Origin of the sequence: Metabacillus herbersteinensis, assembly GCF_042433335.1 — a bacterium.
Lineage (GTDB): Bacteria > Bacillota > Bacilli > Bacillales > Bacillaceae > Metabacillus > Metabacillus herbersteinensis.
Window position 1 is genome coordinate 71,950 of sequence record NZ_JBHLVO010000012.1, and the last position, 19,419, is coordinate 91,368.

18 protein-coding genes and 1 riboswitch are annotated in these 19,419 nt (G+C 37.9%); of the genes, 5 read left to right on the plus strand and 13 right to left on the minus strand.

Annotated features, from left to right (window positions below; genetic code table 11):
* Nucleotides 1-60 precede the first annotated feature (60 nt).
* The 3 genes from ACFFIX_RS14940 to ACFFIX_RS14950 all read right to left on the minus strand — a co-directional run bounded on the left by ACFFIX_RS14940 (nucleotide 61) and on the right by ACFFIX_RS14950 (nucleotide 3,315).
* Nucleotides 61-1,116, minus strand: coding sequence for a spore coat protein (locus tag ACFFIX_RS14940; RefSeq protein ID WP_378935318.1), 1,056 nt, complete (start codon nucleotides 1,114-1,116; stop codon nucleotides 61-63).
* Nucleotides 1,117-1,249: 133 nt separating this feature from the next.
* Complete coding sequence (locus ACFFIX_RS14945) at nucleotides 1,250-2,341, minus strand: CotH kinase family protein (RefSeq protein ID WP_378935320.1); 1,092 nt, start codon at nucleotides 2,339-2,341, stop codon at nucleotides 1,250-1,252.
* Between the two features lie 506 nt (nucleotides 2,342-2,847).
* Nucleotides 2,848-3,315 carry a hypothetical protein gene (locus ACFFIX_RS14950; protein ID WP_378935322.1) on the minus strand — a complete coding sequence of 156 codons (468 nt, stop codon included), beginning with the start codon at nucleotides 3,313-3,315 and terminating at the stop codon, nucleotides 2,848-2,850.
* Nucleotides 3,316-3,671: 356 nt separating this feature from the next.
* Here ACFFIX_RS14950 and ACFFIX_RS14955 point away from each other — a divergent pair, with 356 nt between their 5' ends.
* The gene (locus tag ACFFIX_RS14955; protein WP_378935324.1) at nucleotides 3,672-3,857 is read left to right on the plus strand and encodes a hypothetical protein; all 186 of its coding nucleotides are present in this window, start codon (nucleotides 3,672-3,674) and stop codon (nucleotides 3,855-3,857) included.
* Between the two features lie 68 nt (nucleotides 3,858-3,925).
* Here ACFFIX_RS14955 and proB read toward each other — a convergent pair whose 3' ends face one another.
* The 9 genes from proB to ACFFIX_RS15000 form a co-directional block, all read right to left on the minus strand.
* Nucleotides 3,926-5,026, minus strand: coding sequence for a glutamate 5-kinase (proB, locus tag ACFFIX_RS14960; protein WP_378935326.1), 1,101 nt, complete (start codon nucleotides 5,024-5,026; stop codon nucleotides 3,926-3,928).
* A 508-nt stretch (nucleotides 5,027-5,534) separates the two neighbouring features.
* The gene (locus ACFFIX_RS14965) at nucleotides 5,535-5,732 is read right to left on the minus strand and encodes a cold-shock protein (protein WP_378935412.1); all 198 of its coding nucleotides are present in this window, start codon (nucleotides 5,730-5,732) and stop codon (nucleotides 5,535-5,537) included.
* 246 nt (nucleotides 5,733-5,978) lie between these two features.
* Nucleotides 5,979-6,155: a hypothetical protein gene (locus tag ACFFIX_RS14970; protein WP_378935328.1), complete on the minus strand. Its 177-nt coding sequence runs from the start codon at nucleotides 6,153-6,155 to the stop codon at nucleotides 5,979-5,981.
* A gap of 534 nt (nucleotides 6,156-6,689) precedes the next feature.
* A complete protein-coding gene (locus ACFFIX_RS14975; RefSeq protein WP_378935330.1) occupies nucleotides 6,690-9,815 on the minus strand; it encodes an MMPL family transporter in 3,126 nt (1,041 codons plus the stop codon).
* Nucleotides 9,816-9,819: 4 nt separating this feature from the next.
* Nucleotides 9,820-10,281: a MarR family winged helix-turn-helix transcriptional regulator gene (locus tag ACFFIX_RS14980; RefSeq protein WP_378935332.1), complete on the minus strand. Its 462-nt coding sequence runs from the start codon at nucleotides 10,279-10,281 to the stop codon at nucleotides 9,820-9,822.
* Between the two features lie 313 nt (nucleotides 10,282-10,594).
* Nucleotides 10,595-11,698 carry an iron-containing alcohol dehydrogenase family protein gene (locus tag ACFFIX_RS14985; protein ID WP_378935334.1) on the minus strand — a complete coding sequence of 368 codons (1,104 nt, stop codon included), beginning with the start codon at nucleotides 11,696-11,698 and terminating at the stop codon, nucleotides 10,595-10,597.
* 74 nt (nucleotides 11,699-11,772) lie between these two features.
* Entirely contained in the window at nucleotides 11,773-12,597 is an 825-nt protein-coding gene (locus ACFFIX_RS14990) for a MetQ/NlpA family ABC transporter substrate-binding protein (RefSeq protein WP_378935336.1), read from the minus strand.
* 20 nt (nucleotides 12,598-12,617) lie between these two features.
* The gene (locus tag ACFFIX_RS14995) at nucleotides 12,618-13,283 is read right to left on the minus strand and encodes a methionine ABC transporter permease (RefSeq protein WP_378935338.1); all 666 of its coding nucleotides are present in this window, start codon (nucleotides 13,281-13,283) and stop codon (nucleotides 12,618-12,620) included.
* On the minus strand, nucleotides 13,273-14,286 hold the full coding sequence (locus ACFFIX_RS15000; RefSeq protein ID WP_378935340.1) for a methionine ABC transporter ATP-binding protein: 1,014 nt from the start codon (nucleotides 14,284-14,286) through the stop codon (nucleotides 13,273-13,275). Before ACFFIX_RS15000 ends, ACFFIX_RS14995 begins: the two co-directional genes overlap by 11 nt.
* Before the next feature lie 68 nt (nucleotides 14,287-14,354).
* Nucleotides 14,355-14,458, minus strand: a riboswitch (SAM riboswitch).
* 172 nt (nucleotides 14,459-14,630) lie between these two features.
* Between ACFFIX_RS15000 and pxpB the strand changes: the two genes are divergently transcribed.
* Genes pxpB through ACFFIX_RS15015 form a run of 3 tightly spaced genes read left to right on the plus strand, consistent with a single transcriptional unit; the run spans nucleotide 14,631 to nucleotide 17,105 of the window.
* A complete protein-coding gene (gene pxpB, locus ACFFIX_RS15005) occupies nucleotides 14,631-15,326 on the plus strand; it encodes a 5-oxoprolinase subunit PxpB (RefSeq protein ID WP_378935342.1) in 696 nt (231 codons plus the stop codon).
* A gap of 4 nt (nucleotides 15,327-15,330) precedes the next feature.
* On the plus strand, nucleotides 15,331-16,347 hold the full coding sequence (locus ACFFIX_RS15010) for a 5-oxoprolinase subunit C family protein (protein ID WP_378935344.1): 1,017 nt from the start codon (nucleotides 15,331-15,333) through the stop codon (nucleotides 16,345-16,347).
* Complete coding sequence (locus tag ACFFIX_RS15015) at nucleotides 16,341-17,105, plus strand: LamB/YcsF family protein (RefSeq protein ID WP_378935414.1); 765 nt, start codon at nucleotides 16,341-16,343, stop codon at nucleotides 17,103-17,105. Before ACFFIX_RS15010 ends, ACFFIX_RS15015 begins: the two co-directional genes overlap by 7 nt.
* Nucleotides 17,106-17,157: 52 nt before the next feature.
* Here the strand turns inward: ACFFIX_RS15015 and ACFFIX_RS15020 are convergent, their stop codons facing one another.
* Nucleotides 17,158-17,973, minus strand: coding sequence for a uroporphyrinogen-III synthase (locus ACFFIX_RS15020; protein WP_378935346.1), 816 nt, complete (start codon nucleotides 17,971-17,973; stop codon nucleotides 17,158-17,160).
* A 165-nt stretch (nucleotides 17,974-18,138) separates the two neighbouring features.
* On the opposite strand from ACFFIX_RS15020, the gene ACFFIX_RS15025 reads away from it, so the two are divergent.
* A complete protein-coding gene (locus tag ACFFIX_RS15025) occupies nucleotides 18,139-19,413 on the plus strand; it encodes an ATP-binding protein (RefSeq protein WP_378935348.1) in 1,275 nt (424 codons plus the stop codon).
* The last annotated feature ends 6 nt before the right edge of the window (nucleotides 19,414-19,419 follow it).

Below are 19,419 nucleotides of genomic sequence, written 5' to 3' on the forward strand. Positions count from 1 at the left end.
ACTAGTTAAGGTTCCTAATGCACCATTAAATACGATATTTAAAAGGGATAAATGAGTTGATTATTTTGGTACCCATTTGTAATCAATTGTTTTTACAACAGTCTCTCTTGGAATTCTTCTTGAACTTCTTCTATCTTTTGATCCACTGCGAGAATTGTCTTTATTCTCATTATCAGTTCCTGCTTCTTCTTGATTTGCCTGATTTGTTTCGCCATTCGATTGATCTTGTTGATCATCATTATTGTTGTTATTGTTATTGTTATTGTTATTGCTTAGGGATCCCTTAGCTCCAGCACTAATGCTTCTAATATGGTAAGGATTAATTCTTAGGACTTCTTCATTGCTAACTAGCGTATAGTGTCCTCCAGAATTCTCAACCAAAACACCCTCCATTGCTTCAGGGCCTCCGCGGTTTATTGATACCCATTTATGGGACATATGGCCAAATAAGTCATGGAAGTCACTTCCTCTATCGAAGCTTGGAATTACAACTTGATTTTGGTTTTGGGTTTGATTTTGGTTTTGATCATTGTCATTTTGATCATTTTGGTTGTACTCATAAATGCTTTTGACATGGTCGACGTTGAAGTAAACGACACCGTCATCTTCAGTAAACATAATAATATAATCATCAATAACATCTATTACTAAACCATTTTTAGATTCAGGACCACCTTGATTAATTTGAATATACTTATTTCCAAACTGTTCAATTACCCCAGTAAAGTTTTCTGCTTGAAGAAATTCCACAGCATTTTCTTCTTCAGACTGAGCAACTTGAGTTGAGTTTGATTTTGAATCCTCACTTATGCTCTTTACATGTTTAATGTGATAGTATACAACAGTATCTTGGCTACTATCATCTTGGTTGTTATTTTGATTGTTGTTCTTGTTGTTGTTCTTGTTGTTGTTGTTCTTGTTGTCATTACTGTTGTCATCACTGTTGTCATTGTTTTGTGAAAGTAATGCTACGTAGTCAGATTGAACATCTAGTAATGTTCCAGTTTTTGATTCTGGACCTCCGCGGTAGACCTTAACAACTCTTCCTTTAAGTGACTCTAAAAATGCATGATACGGATCAACCGTTGATTTTCTTTTTGAGCCTTTACTTGACATCTTTATTTTCCTCCTTAGCAATCATCATATTAGGTGATTTCTACTCCAATTATATGTGCCATGGGAAGACAATGACCCTAATCAAAGGCCTATTTTTAGGAAAAATAAGCTATTTCCCCATGGCATAACAAAATTATAGTAATTTATCTAGACGATCATAAATGTAACTTCTTCTTTTATTTATGAACTGCAAAATAAATTCAGGTTCCATATCAAACTGATTGATATCCTCTTTTTTATATGGATCTTTTAAAACAAATGGTCTTAACTGATGATGTAACTTTTCGATTTTCGGCTGCATATTTTCTACAGTAAACTTGTTATTCAATATGCTTTTGACAAGATCTCTATATTGCATTCGGTAAACTGGTTTAGCCAACAAGCGCGCGGTCAATGTATTAAAACCCTCTATTCTCACATAATTACTTTCCATAATTTTCCCATTTACATCTCTTCCCCAAGTGCCGTCATAATCCCAAGGTATCACTTCAAACTGCCCCGTCTGATTATTTCTATAAAGAGCATAATTGTGAACAAAGCCATCATAGTTTTGTGTGAAAACCACCCCGGCTAGCCACTTCAAATAGTTCGGCACATTTAAAAAAGTGTCAATTTCCTTTTCAAAATCGTCATGTGAAAGTGTATTAACTTTATAAATGAAATTCTCTAAATATCCCATTGCTTCATTTGAACCATACTTTAGCTCATAGCCTAGGGATAACGACTTTTTCACCTCTTTATCAAGATCGCTTACGAGGGAAAAGTTTGCATCACCGTCAACTGCATAAAAAATAGTACCTTCTGGACAACTTCGCTTTTGTAAAAACCTTTCATCCACTGACTCTAGTTGTAAATATACCCCTTCTTGTTTTCCGTTGATGTTTACAAAAACGTGTTGAGATTTAGGTGACAATACTCCAATATCACTAAAAAAATCTAAAGAGAGCTTATTTCTCATTATAGAAGGATCTCTAAATTCTGCATTTAAATGAAGCTCTTTAGAACCCATAAAAAACTTCGGCTTATAAAAGTTAATGTGGTAGGATTTTTTTTTGAGTTTTCTAGTATGTGCACCTCGATATACGATATCAATGTCGTACTTTTTTTTATTAAAATTTAAAACTCCACGCACAGGATCATCACACCATATATCACTTCTTAAATCCTGCAAATCTTTTGGATTTATAAATAAATTGTAGGTGAGGATTTCGTCAGATTGAGTCATAAAAATACCTCCTTAGTGAAACTTCCAACATTGCTTTTGATGTTGGTTAGTTGAACTTATCGGGTTTTTAGTGTCAGTTTTCTTTTAATTTACTGACACTTAAGAACGCGGTAATGAAACTTCCAACATTGCTTTTGATGTTGGTTAGTTGAACTTATCGGTTTTTAGTGTCAGTTTTCTTTTAATTTACTGACACTTAAGAACGCAATAATTGTTACTACTAATCGTATGAGGAGGGAATTTAAGTTGTCACATCGGACAAGAGTTTATATTTTTTTTTCAAATTGGATGATTGTCTAATGCAAATACAGGATGAATTACGTACTTTAGTATAAGAGAAGGGGATAACTGGAAAAAAGGATAAACGTTCTCAGTTATAACTGTAATCTTTTTAATATTCCTTTTCTTTAATTATTAATAAGGGAGGCCTATATAGATATGAACTGGTTTAAACACGAAGAAATCCTAGATGCTACTCATAAAGTAGCAGATGCTGGATTAGAAGATTATATGTATAATGATCCGGGTACACAGAGCCGTACCGAATGTGGAAAAAGTACTTCTCGCAGACGTCGTTCTACTCGTAGATCCTCTAGAAGATCTGGACGTTGTACTCGCAGATCCTCTAGAAGATCTGGACGTTCGACTCGTAGATCCTCTAGAAGATCTGGACGTTGTACTCGCAGATCCTCTAGAAGATCTGGACGTTCGACTCGTAGATCATCCAGAAGATCTGGACGTTCTACTCGTAGATCCTCTAGAAGATCTGGACGTTCTACTCGTAGATCCTCTAGAAGATCTGGACGTTCGACTCGTAGATCCTCTAGAAGATCTGGACGTTCGACTTGTAGATCCTCTAGAAGATCTGGACGTTCTACTCGTAGATCCTCTAGAAGATCTAGACGTTCTACTCGTAGATCCTCTAGAAGATCTGGACGTAGACACCAAAGAAGTTCACGCAGTCGTTGTTGCACTAAAAAAGACTATACTCACTACAATACTCGAAAAAGATATTGGAAAGACGGAAGTATGTATATGTTAAAACTAGACAATGACTAGCCTCTAATAAATGACCTCGGTATTGAACCGGGGTCATTTATTTAATTTCCAATGGTATCGGTGATTTCTATAAGATTATGAATCTTGAAGGCTTAAGTGAATTTAAACTAAAAGTAGATGACTACAATACCTAATATCTTACCACTTCGGGATACTTTAACTATTCAATTGTTATTTCATTACTTTATAAAACAATTTCAAAATTAGTTAATTGCGACCATAACCAAAACCTCCTCTTGGACATATATTGATTGTGAAGGGAGGGGAAATTATGGACAGAATGATTTTCATGTTTTTAGCAGCAATCTTAGCTGGTTTTGCACTAACCGAAGTTACTTTAGCTGGTACATTCCTCGCGAGCTTAGCTCCATTCGCAACTGTACTTGGAGCGCTTACAATTCTCGTGTTCTCACTTGCATTAATTTATCACGGGGTTAAAACTTTATTTAATAAGTAACGATGTTAGGACTCAGGGCTGACCAGAGTCCTATTTTGATTTGTTTATACTACTAGTTCCATCTCTTACTAAGCTTTGACCCATTTATTACGATGAATGACTTCTGTTGATGAAAAAATAGATTCCTGCTTTAATTCTTCACTTCGTTTGCCCATCAGTTTTTGAAGCGTTGATGAAGAATACAAAACCTCACCTTTTCCGAGTAAACCACTTGGACCAATCACTTCGACTACATTTCCTTTTTGAAAGTGACCCTCTACCTCAAAAATCCCCGCTGGTAATAGGCTTTTGCCGTGAATTTTGAGCGCGTGCTCTGCACCTTGATCTACATGAATTCTACCAAAAACCTCAGAATGAAAGGCAATCCATTGTTTGCTAGCATTTACTTTTGCCTTATCGTCGTTACCTATGTAGGTGCCATCACCTTTTCCCTCTGCTATTTCAATTAGTTTTTGGGGACCTGATCCCTGCCCAATAAACACTTGAATACCAAGTGAAAGGGCTGTTTTGGCGGCTTGCAGCTTTGATTTCATTCCACCTGTACCAACGCTGGTCCCTGCACCTTCGGCAACTAATAGTAAATCATCGCTAATGTCCTCAAGGTAATCGAGTTTTTGAGCCAACGGGTTTTCACGAGGATTTGCATCATACAACCCGTTTATGTCTGTCAAAATAATTAGCTGTTCAGCATGGACAAGTCCACTTACAAGCGCTGAAAGCATATCATTGTCACCAAATGTTAATTCCTCGACAGAAACGGTATCATTTTCGTTAATAATCGGGATTAAGCCACGCTCTAGCAACTCCATCATCGTTGCGAAGGCGTTTCGGTACCGTTCACGCTTTGAAAAATCCTGCCGAGTCAGCAAAATCTGAGCTGGCATAAGACTATATGTATTAAAATGCTCCATATAGGACTGGACAAGGAGCGTTTGACCGACAGCTGCTGCTGCTTGCTTTCCTTTGAGTGTTGTAGGTCTTGACGGATAACCGAGTTTACGAAAACCCGCAGCAACCGCTCCAGAGGAAACGAGGATAACTTCATGTCCTAGACCTTTGAGGACTGCAATCGCATCAACATGATCTGATAATTTTGCTTTGTCAATTTCCCCTCTTGCATTTGTTAACGAGCTACTCCCAATCTTGACAACAATTCTCATTTTTTTCACTTTTCATACTCCTCCATTATAAAAAAGCCCCTTTTATCCTCATCGAAAAGGAGAAGGGGCTTAGCCTTCGGTGGTACCACTTTAACCTGAATGTTTTCACATCCCACTTTACCTAAGTAATGCCATGTTTTCGCGCCTACGTTTTTTAATAGGAATTTGGAAATCGGTTCTGCGCCATCAGTGTCGGTGATTTTTTGCTAAACTTAACACCGCGTTCTTTCACATCAGGTTTTCATACTAGTTTTCCATTAACGTTCAATGATTTTTTATTATTATCCCGAGGAAATGCCCGCGTGTCAAGGGGAAGCAAGTCAATATGAGAGAATTTTCTTGAGATCGGTCCGAAGTTGGGCGCTTCACTTCATAAGTTGGGTACTCCTCACGAAATGTTGGGCGCTTCTGGCAAATAGTTGGGCGCTCCTCACGAAATGTTGGGCGTTAATGTGATATATGTAGAGGAAATTAACCAAAAAAAAGACCCCATAAGGAGTCTTTTTTAAAATTACACTTATTTTTGAACGTTAGTTGCTTGTGGTCCACGAGCGCCTTGTTCTACTTCAAATGTAACTGTTTGACCTTCTTCTAAAGATTTAAAACCTTCGCCTTGGATCGCAGAGAAATGTACGAATACATCGTCTTGTCCTTCTACTTCGATGAAACCGAAACCTTTTTCAGCGTTAAACCATTTTACTTTACCTTGCAACATAATTTGTTCCTCCTGCAGTGGAAAAATCCCACAATGTATTACTATTCTTGCTCTGCGAAGCATTTCAAGACGATAACCAATTTTGAAGATTATTTCTTCTATCAGCCTTACTCGAACAAAAATAATTAAGTTCATCTTACCATCTTTAGCTATAAAATGCAAGACATTCGACTAAAACTAACCATGGTTTTCTATTGAAATAACCTGATTGGATTAATAGTTTTTTTCACCAATCAGAAAACTATTTTATGATTCAATTTGCTTGATTTCTTCTTCGAAATAGAACGTTTGTGGATATTCTTTTAATGTGTAGGAATATCGTTTCATGTTTGGAACGTAGCTTGAATGACTGATCGTTACTTTTTCTCCAGTTACCTTAAGAATGACCTTTTCGTCGTCTTTAAACTTGTTTTTGTGTTTCATGTAATTCCTTCTTTCATTTAGAAATAAATACCGATTCTAGTATCTCTATCTATATTATCTCATACTTCTGGGGTCTTATGTTGAAATTCATTTGTTATGTAGGTAAGTCGTTTGTTTTTCGTATTGATTATTACCTTTATTTTAGGCTATATAGTCGAGAGATATGCGTAAAACAATTAGAGATAGTAAAAAAAGCGCGGGGCGCCTTGGTAGAGGAATAAAGGCTAAGTTCGCAACATCCTGTTGCAACGCCTTTCTGACCTGCATCCTGCAGGCCTCCGACAAGCATAAGGCGATTCTAAATAGAAGTTGGTCTTTGCCTTCAATTTAGAATTGACTTATGACCTCGAGGCAGTCGAGAACGCGACGTCCTGTCGATTCGACTGCACTAGCACGACCTGTGCGTCGGGGCTAGGCGCTGGAGCTGGACTTTGCGAAACGCTTACTGTGTCTTAGAATTATATAAATTCTAATAGTAAAAAAAAAGTGAGACCAACGACTTAAGCGTTAGCCTCACTCTAACAATTATCCAAATTATCGTTTAAATGGCCACCAATTTGCTTGCCCGAATGTTTTTACCATCACAGGTACGAATAATGGCAAAATGACAAAGGCGTATAAAAATAATCCAGTTAAAATAATCGAGGCAATTTGAATGAGTGAAAGCATTCCAGATGGAATCATCGCTGCAAAAGTACCACCTAAGATGACTACTGCGGAAATGATAACTGTTCCCATTTTTTTCATTCCGAGCAACATCGCTTCTCCTACAGAAACTTCTTTATATTCATTAAATCGATCCATTAAGAAGATACTATAATCAACACCTAATGCAACAAGAATAACAAATCCGAAGAATGGTACCGACCAACTAATTCCCGTATAGCCTAGGATGTTTACAAAGATCACTTCGTTTATTGCCATTGATGTGTAATAGGTTAAAATTAGTGAAGCAATTAAATACATTGGCATAATAAGTGAACGCAGCATGAAAATTAAAATTATCGAGATTCCGATTAACATTAACACGACCGTTCGAGAGTAGTCCGCATTGGACATTGCACTCAAATCGGAGTTAATACTTGTAATCCCACCGATAGCAACCTCGGCGTTTTCGAGCTTTGTATCTTTTGTTGCTCTTTGGACAGCAGCATTGATTTCGTCTGTTTGATCAATTGCTTCGTTTGAATAGGGATTTACTTCAAAAATTACATCCATCGTCATTACTTTACGATTCTCTGACATATAAGCGTCAAGTGCTTGGTCGAAGTCTTCGCTTTCCAGAACTTCTTCTGGTATATAAAATCCTGCCATGTCAGACGATGATGAGAGGTCCAAAAGGTAGTCCTGTGCAGAATTTAGTCCAGTTGAGACTTCATTTAATCCATCCACACTTTGATTTAACCCATCTGTTAGCTGCCCCATTTGACCACCAATGTCACCAAAGCCGGCAAGAAGCTGTGATTGACCGTCATTTACACTATTTAAGCCCGTTGTTAGTTTTGGAATGTTATCGACAATTTGTCCTTGACCATTTGCAAGCTGATTTAGTCCTGCTTGTTGTTGTTCAATTCCTTTTATTACCTCACCAAGACCATTTGTTAATTGTTGTTGTCCTGCAATGATATCTTTGAAGGAGCTGTTTGCTTGAGTTAATCCACCAGAAACAAGTGATAGATTTTCATTAAGTGTTGTTAAGCTTGTATAAAGCTGTCCTTCTGAGCTTGTTTGCTGCTGAACTGCTTGAACAGTTCCTTTTACCGTTTGATAATTTTCGTCTTGATCAATTCCTGGGTATGTCCCTTCAAGTCCAATAAAGTTTTGGTCCAATCCTGCAAGGATTTGCGACAACCCATTCAAGCCTTTGCCTACCTCCTGATAACCACCTTGAAGGGCTCCTAAATTTACTCCGATATCTTGATAGCCCTTTTGAAGTTGTTGGTTACCGGCCAAAAGCTCCTCTGCACCGGTTTTCGCTTCAGTTAAACCAGCGAGAATTTCAGTCGAACCGGCTGAGCCCTGACGAATTCCATCTTCAATTTTAGCAAGATTGGTTTGGATTTCTGTCATACCGTTTGAAATATCTGTTGTTCCTGTAATTAAGTCATTAATTCCATCTGATGCTTCTTCTAGCTGTGGACCTGATTTTGAAAGCTCACTACCCGCTTCATTTAGTCCATCGCTAATTTGCTTTAGTCCATCATTTCCTTCTCCTAAGCCTTCACCTAGCGTTTCGGCTTGCTTTGACACAAATAAATCTTCAATCGGTTCACCTGTTGGTCGTGTGACTGAGCGAACAGAGTCGACTAAATCAACAGCCTCTAGTTCTTTACTAATTTTCTCTGCTAAACCGATATATTCTGTTGAATCCATTTCTTCATCATTTTTTATGACAACTTGAGTCGGCATTGATTCACCGGGACCAAAGCTATCGGCAATTGCATTAAATGCTTTTATTGAAGGAACATCATCGCCAACCTCTTCAAGAGAATTGAACGATAGTTTTCCATCGTATGTGAGTAAAAACGGCACTGTAACTAGTGCTACTATTAATAAGGCAAGTAATGGTCTTGATAACGAAAACCGTCCTGCCATTTCCCATAGTTTACTATCTTTATGCTCAAGTGTACCCTTTGATGGCCAAAACAGCTTTTGACCGAGTATCGCCATAAAGAAAGGAACGATTGTAAATAAACCGATTAAAAGCACACCAACTCCAACTGCAACTGCTGAAGCAGATTGATAGAGTTTAAATGTTGAAAATCCGATTGCTGAAAATCCAACCATAACCGCTAGACCGCTAAAAAATACAGTACGTCCAGCTGTAAGATACGTTTCAATAATTGCTTCTGTTAAACTTTCTTTATGTGCTAATTCTTCCTTAAAACGACTAAGTAATAAAATACAATAATCCGTTCCGATACCAAACAAAATGGCCACTAGGAAGATTTGTGTAAACGTTGATAAAGGAAAGTTTACAACATCTACTAAAATCGAAACGATCGATTGAGAGACAAAATAACTCATCCCTACAGTAATCAACGGAATTAATGGTGCAATTACTGATCTAAAAACAAGAAATAGTACGGCTAAAATAAAAACAACTGTAATTCCTTCCGTTTTTTTCAGGCCCTCTTGTGAGCTGGTAACCAAGTCCTGATCAATCATCCAGCCACTCGTATAATAGTGTTCGACTTTCAGGTCCTCGATTGCTTCGTAAAGAGCATCGCTTACTTCCATAGCGTCTCGATCGCTCAAACTAACGGAAACAGAAGCTAAAATCGTTTTTCCATCATCTGAAACGAGTTGTTCTTCTAAAGTTTCTTCAGTGAAATGGGTGAGAATTTCAGTGATACCTAGCTCCTCTTTTTTCTCTTCCAATTGTTGAATCGCTTTTTTGGCTTCATTGATTTCTTCATTTGTTAATTTTTTGTCATTATGAAAAACGAGTGCGACCTGTGATGAGTCTCCTTGACCCTCATCTTTTTGAACGTCTGTCATTATTTCTTCTGCTAATGTTGATGAGTAGCCAGCTGGAACACTAATTTGCCCTTTTTCCCGGACAAGATCTGCCATATTAGGAGCTAGCAAAAACAAACCAACTGCAGCAACTACCCAAGCGATGATTACCAACCATTTTCCTTTAATAATTTTATCCAACAGCTTATTCCTCCATTTTACAATCTTTATGATCGATTAAAATATTATTCAGTTTCTCAAAGGTGTTAAGAAATGCTTCAATCTCGGTAGTCTCAAACTGAGAAATAAATGACTCTACTAACTTATGAATCTTTTGTTCAGTTTTTAGAAATAACTCTTCCCCTGCTTCAGTTAACGTTAAGTAAACAACACGACGATCATTCTCATCACGAGTCCGTTTGATTAGCTCTCTCTCAACTAAGCGATTGATGATCGCGGTTATCGCACTCTTTTTCACCTCAAATGCTTCAGCCAGCTCTGTTGAAGTACAAACTCCTGTTTGCTTTATGTACCGTAGCGTATAGTGCTGATCATTTGTCATATCTTCACCAATCTGTTCGCGAATCAAGTTTTCAGCTTTTTTCGTAACAGAATAGGAGTATTTTAAATACCTATTCACTAGCTCTTCAATATTGTTTTGCTGCATTTTTTCATCACCTTTACCTAACTAGTTAAACAATTGAACTATTCATGTGTTTAACTATAAAACCTAGATTCGATAGTGTCAATTAGAAATGGTAAGTTCAAAAATTGTTCACAATTAGGACAGAAAGCTTGGCGTGGAATCCTAGAGTCATTGAGGAATTTCTATCGCTAGAAAAAATCATGAAGTACACAAGGGGACTAGTGCAGTCTTACTGTAAACTATTACCAGAACAACGGACACAAAAAAAGCCCTTATTCAGGTTATCGTTCATCCTAAATAAGGACATGCTTTTTCTTTGAGATAATTTATTAAACTAACTATTTCCTGATAAAGTCTTAATATGCTTCTCTAACCCTAGCATCGCACCATATACCATCTCTTTTGAGATATCCCGTTTAAGAAGGTGAATCGATTCATGAGGAAGAGTAACGGCTTTACAGACTTGACTTAATGTTTTGCAATCATTCTTTTTTATTCCGACATCGCTCAAGCTTATCGGAAAATCCATTGTTTTATAAAATGGAAGTAACCGATCAATCTCATCCCATTCCTCTAGCATTGCTAGTTGAACGAGAATTCCATAACCGACCTTCTCTCCGTGTAGTAGGTGATGTGTGTCAGGGACTGTCGTTAGGCCATTATGTACAGAGTGCGCTCCGGAAATTCGACCGTACTTATCACCAAATCCACCAACCATACCTCCAGCTACAATGTTTGTCTCAATCACTTTTGTAAACGAATAAGAAAGCTGTCCCTTTTCCATATCAACAATGGCTTGTTCACCATGTTGAAGCAGCTCATCTTTACAGATCTTTGCTGTTTGGTAGGCAATCTCAATGACGAGCGATTTTTCCGGCAGATTTCGAATGATCGCTTTAGCTTCATACCACTTTGCTAACGTATCTGCTATCCCTGCTTTTAATAAACGAGGTGGTGATTGTAGGATAATTCTTGGCTCCACTAACACCATCAGCGTATTTCTAGGAAACATCGTGTAGTGTGTGAATTCTCCGTTTTCATCATAAAGGACACTTAAAGGTGTCCAGGCTGCACAGGTAGAAGCTAGGGTTGGAATCAAAATCACTTCAAGATCGAGTTCGTTAGCGACTGCTTTCGCAACATCTAGAACCTTTCCACCGCCAACTCCTATGATTGCATCTACCTTTTCAGAAGAGATTTCTTGACATATTCTACTGATTTCTTGAAGTGAACATTCTCCCTTGTACTTTTCAAAAAGATAATGAATGGAGTTTGAGTCCTTTTGAAAAAATGTACGTGCTACCTCCCAAGACTTCTCTCCATGAAGAACTAAAACCTTGAAGATTCCTCTTTGTAGTAAAAGATTATCTAGTTGATCTAGCACTCCCACTTCACATGCATAAACACTCGGTGCGCCTCGAACTTCTAAATCTAGCATTCCTGTCACTCCTTTAACTATTTTTCCTGTAAAAAAAACAACGCCACTTTAAATGACGTTGTGAATTAAATCTGTTATTCCATCCACTCAGGCTTTCCAAATCCTTTGAACTCTTCATCAATTGTTTTTTCAAATTCAGCGGATTCGACAGCTGCTTTTAGATCCTTAGCAAACTGAGATTCTAGGTCTTTCGTGTTTACAACCACACGGTTACGATATTGCTCAGGCATGTTTTCAAGCTGTAATGCATCCAATAAATCCATCTTGGCAGCAAGTGCAAAGTTTCCTGGGACTGCAGATAAGTCAACACTATCAACGGCACGAGGTAATTGTGCTGCTTCAATTGGTTGAAACTTAAGGCTTTTCACATTATCCTGAACATCCTTTTCTGAAATCGTTAGCGGATCTGCAGCTGAATCAATCTTTATAAGTCCTGCGTCTTGGAGGATTAAAAATGCGCGCGCTGCATTTGTTGGATCATTCGGGATTGCAATCGAGCTTCCATCGGCAATTTCATCCAGTGAACTGAATTTGTTTGAGAAAATTCCCATTGGTGCAGTTGGGACAACAATTACTTCTGAAAGTTCAAGTTTGTGTTCTTTTGCAAATGTCTCCATATACACTTTGTGTTGAAATAGATTGGCATTTATATCACCTTTTGACAATGCAAGGTTGGGCTGAATGTAATCACTGAATTCAACAACTTCTACTGTGTATCCGTTTTTCTCTAAAATTGGTTTAATTGCTTTGTTAACCATGTCACTGTATGGACCTGCTGTTGCACCAATTTTAACTTCTTTGTTTTCTTCCTTCCCTGCTGTAGCTTCCTCTCCATTACCACATGCTGCTAATAAACCAATCGTTAGTACTAAAAAGAGCGTTAATACAAAGTTCTTCATTATTTATTCCTCCTATTTTATTATCGTTTGTCTAATACTTTTGATAGATAGTCTCCTGAAAATTGAATGAGTTGAACGAGACAGATTAATATAACAACAGTTGTAACCATGACCGTATTATCATAACGGTAATAACCGAAGCGAATTGCTAAGTCACCAATTCCTCCTCCACCAACGATGCCAGCCATAGCAGAATAGGCGACTAAGCTAATCGTTGTGATCGTTATCCCTTGTAGGATTCCGTGTCGTGCTTCAGGAACTAGCACCTCTTTTATGATCATCCACGGTGTAGCACCTACAGCAACAGCCGCTTGGATCACTCCCTTATCAATTTCTCGGAGCGATGTTTCTACGATTCTCGCAAAAAACGGAATGGCAGCCACTGATAGGGAAACAGATGCAGCAGTTGGCCCTATCGTCGTCCCTGTTAATAAATTTGTAAGAGGTAAAAGAGCCACTAGTAAAATAATAAATGGAATTGAACGAACCATATTCACCACAAACCCTACCACTTGTTTTAACCTTACATTCTCTAAAAATAGTCCGCGATCGGTAACAAACAACAAAACACCTAGCGGTAACCCCACGATTATTGCAACAACTAACGAAATTCCTACCATGTAAATCGTTTCAAGAAAGGCTTTATTCAATTCTGGAAGTAAACTGATTAGTGATTCAGGCAGCATACACAATCACCTCCAATGAATTTGTTCTCGCCCTTATATACTCAATCGCTTTCTCTACCTCAGACTCATCACCATTAAGCTCCATCATAAAAATACCTAATGGCGTCTCCTGGATGTATTCGATCTTTCCATGTAGGATATTTCCTTTTACCTTAAATTTTTGAAAAACATCCGAGATAACCGATTCTTCTGCAATTGAACCTTTGAACTGAATTTTTACGATTGTTCCTTTTCGTTTCTCTAGAATTTGAGAAGGTACATCAAATTGCAGCACACTTTGTATAAAGGATTTTGTTAATGGTGCCTGAGGATTTGCAAAAACTTCATAAACTGAGCCTTCTTCAATGACTCTACCATCCTGCATAATCGCCATTTTATTACAAATTTCTTTGACTACTTCCATCTCATGCGTAATTAAAACAATCGTAAGTCCTAGTTCTCTATTAATCTTTTTTAAAAGACTTAGAATCGATCTTGTTGTACTCGGATCTAGTGCCGATGTTGCTTCATCACATAACAGTACAGATGGATGATTTGCAAGTGCCCTAGCAATCCCAACTCGTTGTTTTTGACCTCCACTTAATTGTGATGGATAGACATCGCGTTTATCTGTTAAACCTACCATCTCAAGAAGCTCAGTCACTCTTGACTCCGTGTCTCGTTTCGATTTATTAGCAGCCTTTAAAGCAAATGCTACGTTTTCGAAAACAGTTTTTGATGAAACAAGATGAAAATGCTGAAAAATCATGCCGATCTTAAGACGAGCGGTTCGTAACTTTTTATCATTTAAAGAAAGTAAATTGATTCCGTCGATGATCACTTGTCCTGAAGTAGGCTTTTCAAGTAAATTTAGACAGCGAATCAACGAGCTTTTTCCTGCACCACTATAACCAACAATTCCAAAAATATCTCCCTTGTTGACGGTGAGTGAAACATTATCCACTCCTATGACCTTGCCTTTTTTTGTCACATACGTTTTTACAAGATTTCTGACTTCAATCATGATGTTCCCCCTTTTTGTAAAAACAAAAACCTCTTTCCATTAAGAAAGAGGCATCGCGTGTATATAACGACTTATCTTTCAGAATGAATTCATTCTGCAGGAAGTGGCACCTTTCCATATAGGTGGTTGCCGGACGTCACAGGGCCTGTCCCTCGGTCGCTCTTGATAAGTTAAATTTTATTTTATTGTAATAATATATCTATCATAATCAGAGTTTAAATGAATGTCAATGACTATTTCAAATTTTGCGAAAGTGAGAATACTCTCAAATCTACTTGTGAACCCCTATGATATAATTAACTTATGTATTTAGTCATACTATTCAACTAATTAGAGGTGGGAAAATGGACTACATTATTCAGCCATTAGGAGACCACGCTGTTATCATTCGGATCGGAAACGAGATAAACGAATCAATACATAAAAAAATCAGAACAATACACACTCACCTGGAACAGGCCTCCATAGATTGGATTATCGAATGTGTTCCAAGCTTTACGACCGTTACGGTTTATTATGACTTGTTGAAAACAGCCACACATTTGCAGATCCCCTACAAATTCGTCACTGAACAGCTACACTTATTACTTGCTGATATAAAGGACGCAAATGCCACTGAAACTAGACTCGTTGAACTACCTGTTTGTTACGGCGGTGAGTTTGGACCTGATTTAGAAATTGTCGCAAAACATAACAGTCTGACTATCGAAAAAGTAATTGATCTACATAGTGAAAGAGATTATTTGGTCTATATGATCGGTTTTGCACCTGGTTTTCCTTATATAGGTGGATTGAATGAAAAGATTGCTACGCCCAGAAAAGATTCGCCCCGCCTTCAAATACCTGTTGGATCAGTAGCAATTGGCGGCAAGCAGACGGGGGTTTATCCGATTCAATCACCAGGCGGCTGGCAAATCATTGGTCGAACACCTGTCACACTTTTCCAACCAAGGAATGAGAATCCTAGCTTATTAAGGGCTGGAGACCAAATTCGATTTAAGCCAATTTCTTTACAAGAATATGTGACCTGGGAGGCTTAGCCGCATGATTAAAATTATTAAGCCAGGTCTACTTTCAACCATTCAAGACAAGGGAAGACATGGTTTTCAAAAAGACGGTGTTGTCGTTAGCGGAGCAATGGATACCGTGTCTTTCCGCATTGCGAATCTTTTGGTAGGAAACGATGAAAATGCGGCTGCTATTGAGGTCACTTTACTCGGTCCAGTTGTCATGTTTTTACAAGATGCGTTCATTTCGATTTGTGGTGCTGATTTCCCTGCATCAATTGACGGCGAAGGAATCCCGTTGTGGGCTACTATTTTTGTCAGGAAAGGGAGCAAACTCCGCTTTGGTTCCACGCATACTGGTTGTCGAGCCTATTTAGCTGTTGCTGGTGGATTTCAAATTGAGACGATCATGGAAAGTAAATCTACCTATCTACGTGCTAAACTAGGTGGTTTGCATGGTCGTGCACTTGATGTCGAAGATGAAATCAGTTTTGAACCTCCAAATGAACGTATAACAAAATTGTTGAGCATTTACACTAAGAAATCGTTGAAACTACCCTTTATCAAAATGAAATGGTCAATTTCTTTTAACTCCTTTTCACACTCTCGCGCACCTAAAAGAATTCGAGTTTTAGAAGGAGAACAATTTGATTTCTTTTCTCAGGTCAATCAACTAGCACTTTTTTCTCAACCTTTTACCATTTCAACAGAAGCTGACAGAATGGGATACCGATTAAGTGGTAATAAACTATACGTTAATTCTTCCGAAAGTATGGTATCAGAAGCGATTCCAGTAGGGACGATTCAGGTTCCACCAGATGGGAATCCAATTATTCTATTAGCAGATCGGCAAACAATTGGCGGTTATCCTAAAATTGGGCAAGTGGCGTGTATTGATTTACCAGCCGTCGCTCAGTTAAAGCCTGGTGATACCCTTTCATTTGTAAAAATTGATCTGGAAACAGCCCAACGAAAATTGCTCGACAAAGAAAGACAGTTGACTGAACTGAAACACGCAATCTCATTTAAGTTTGAAGAGGAGGTTTCATCATGATTATTGATTTAAACTGTGATATGGGAGAAAGCTTCGGTGCCTATCAAATTGGTAAAGATGATGAATTATTGAAGCATATTACTTCAGCTAATATTGCCTGTGGCTTCCATGCAGGTGATCCTTCCATTATGAGAAAAACAGTGAAACTAGCTCTAGAGCACAACGTAGGGATCGGCGCACATCCTGGTTTTCAGGATATCGTTGGCTTTGGAAGAAGAACGATTGATCTAACTGCTCAGGAAGTGTATAACATTGTTGTCTATCAGATTGGGGCACTGAACGCATTTGTTGAATCTGAAGGCGGAAAAATGCAGCATATAAAAGCACACGGTGCGCTATACAACATTGCATCACGTAATATCCAGATTGCAGAAGCGATTGCAGAAGCAGTTTACAAAGTAAATCCTGAATGGATACTTTTTGGTCTAGCTGGGAGCGAGCTTATTAAAGCTGGAGAGAGAATTGGGCTTCAAACTGCACAGGAAGTTTTTGCGGATCGTACATATCAAAAAAATGGAGCTTTAACACCTAGAACCGAGCACAACGCTCTAATCACTGATCCTGACCTTGCATGTCAGCAGGTTATTGAAATTTTACAAGAAGGTAAAGTTACCTGTATTCAAGGAGATAAAGTTTTGATTAAAGCTGATACGATTTGCGTTCATGGTGATGGTGAGAATGCCGTCCAATTTGTTACAGCAATTCGGAGCAAGCTTCAAGCAGCTAATGTTGTAGTTCGTAGGATAGGTGAGAGATAAAATTATTCAAAGCTGAACCCACCTAAAATTAAATTTTCAGGTGGGTTGTTTTTTAAATATTCTCTTCCATCTCATAATATTTGACCAGCTCCATAATCGCACTCCCCATTCGCTCATTTTCAGGGATAACAATTCTAGTCACTCCTTCTTCTTTCAGTGCCTGAGCTGTGACTTTCCCAACTGAAACAGCGATTACTTTTTCTGAGAATGCTTGTAGAACTTCATCCAGTAGGCCTTTTTCTCTTGCATATGCAAACAGAAAGCGTGGCTGTGGGCGACTCGTGAAGTTTACTGCGTCAACCTCCCCTTGAAGAATTTCTGCAACAAGCTGTTCCATGACTTCAGGTTGGGGTGGAATATGTTGATAAGGAAGAATTTCGTGATAATCCGCTCCTTGGGATTGTAAAAATTCAATCAAGTGTGGGGCGGGATCCCCATGTAATTGTAATGCTACTTTACAGCTCCTTAAATCAAAAGCTTCTAAACCTCTAATTAACCCAAGAGTGCTTCCATCGTCATCGCGTGCATGCGGCTTTACATCGAGCTTTTTTAGAGCATTAATCGTTTTATATCCTCTTGCTGCCACTTTTGAAGTCTGTAAAGCGGTAAGGAATTTCGCTTCAATGCCCATTTTAGATGCTGTTTCATGAAGCCTTGTTAAACCGATTCCTGTTGTGAAAAGCAACCAATCATATTTTCCTTCTACTAAATTGTTTATTTCACTTTCCACGTTCGAATCGTCCACATACACTGTTCCTTGTGCAGGACGCAATAGTGGAATTCCACCTAAATTTTTCACAAGGACACTTAATTCTTCTGCACGTCGTGGTCCTAATAATGCCACTTTTTTGCCTGCTAATTTTTCCAAGATAAACACCGCCGATTTTCCTGAATTGTAATGGTTTGAATTTTATCATGTCTAATATCATTAGTAAATCTAATTTTCTGAAAATATCTTCTTTATCTACTACTTGTCTTTTGTAAATGTAGGGTTAATAATAAGTGTATATTAATGGATTATAAGGTGATGCATATGAAAAAATGGTTTACATTGTCTCTGTTTCCTTACTTATATTTATTTTTTGGCATAGGGTGGCTGTTATGGTCAGACCACTATCTTCCCCCTATTCACTTTCCTTTTAATGATTACGTAAATACACAAACACTCAAAGGCCTTGTTTTTATTTTGTTTTCATTTGTTTTAATGCTTATGGTTATAAAGAAAAATAAAGAAGTTGTCACGATTGAAGAAGAGAAAAATAAACTCACAACACTTATTAACGCGATGCCTGATTTTGTTTTATTCAAAGATGGCAAAGGAAGATGGATTCAAGTAAACGATTTTGGACGCCAATTGTTTGAGCTTCAGCACGTTGATTATCGTGGAAAAACAGATTCAGATTTAGCAAAATTGACAGACTTTTACCATGATGCCTTATTGTATTGTGTCGACTCAGATGAAATAGCCTGGCAAATAGGAAAAATTTCTCGAGTTGAAGAAGTCGTTCCGAAAAGAGACGGCTCTTTTCGAACCTTCGATACGATCAAGTTGCCCTTGTTTAATCATGATGGCTCGAGGAAGGCGTTTATCGTAATTGGACGTGACATTACTGAACATAAAAAAACCGAAGATCTTCTGTTGCAATCAGAAAAGCTAACCGTACTTGGTGAATTAGCTGCTGGAGTTGCACATGAAATCCGAAATCCTCTCACTTCAATTAAAGGATTTCTCCAGTTTATGGATGAAGAAGATGAAACAAAGAAGCTTTATAAAGGGATTATGATTTCAGAAATTGATCGCATCAATGATATTGTCACAGAGCTTCTCCTATTATCTCGACCACAGGATGTTGAATTTAAAAATCAAGATGTCGAAAGCATTCTTCATTATGTGACCTCACTAATCAAAACAGAGACCACATTAAAAAGTCTTGAAATTGAGTTTATTAATAAAGCAAATCATCCAATTGTGTATGGCTCAGCAAACCAATTAAAGCAAGTATTTTTAAACATTGTAAAAAATGCAATTGAAGCAAGTCATGAGAATGATAAAATCTCCATTAAACTTGAACAGAACAAACAAAATGAATTAGTCGCGACCTTCTTAGACCACGGTACAGGAATCGACGAAGAACGGCTAAAAACAATTGGACAGCCCTTTTATACCACAAAGGAAAAGGGGTTCGGCCTTGGCATGACAGTTAGTTATAAAATTATTAAAGAGCATAAAGGACGTATTGATATTAAAAGTAAGGTTGACAAGGGCACCGAAGTAAAAGTGATTTTGCCGATAAGTGTAGGGAGTTGAACTTGA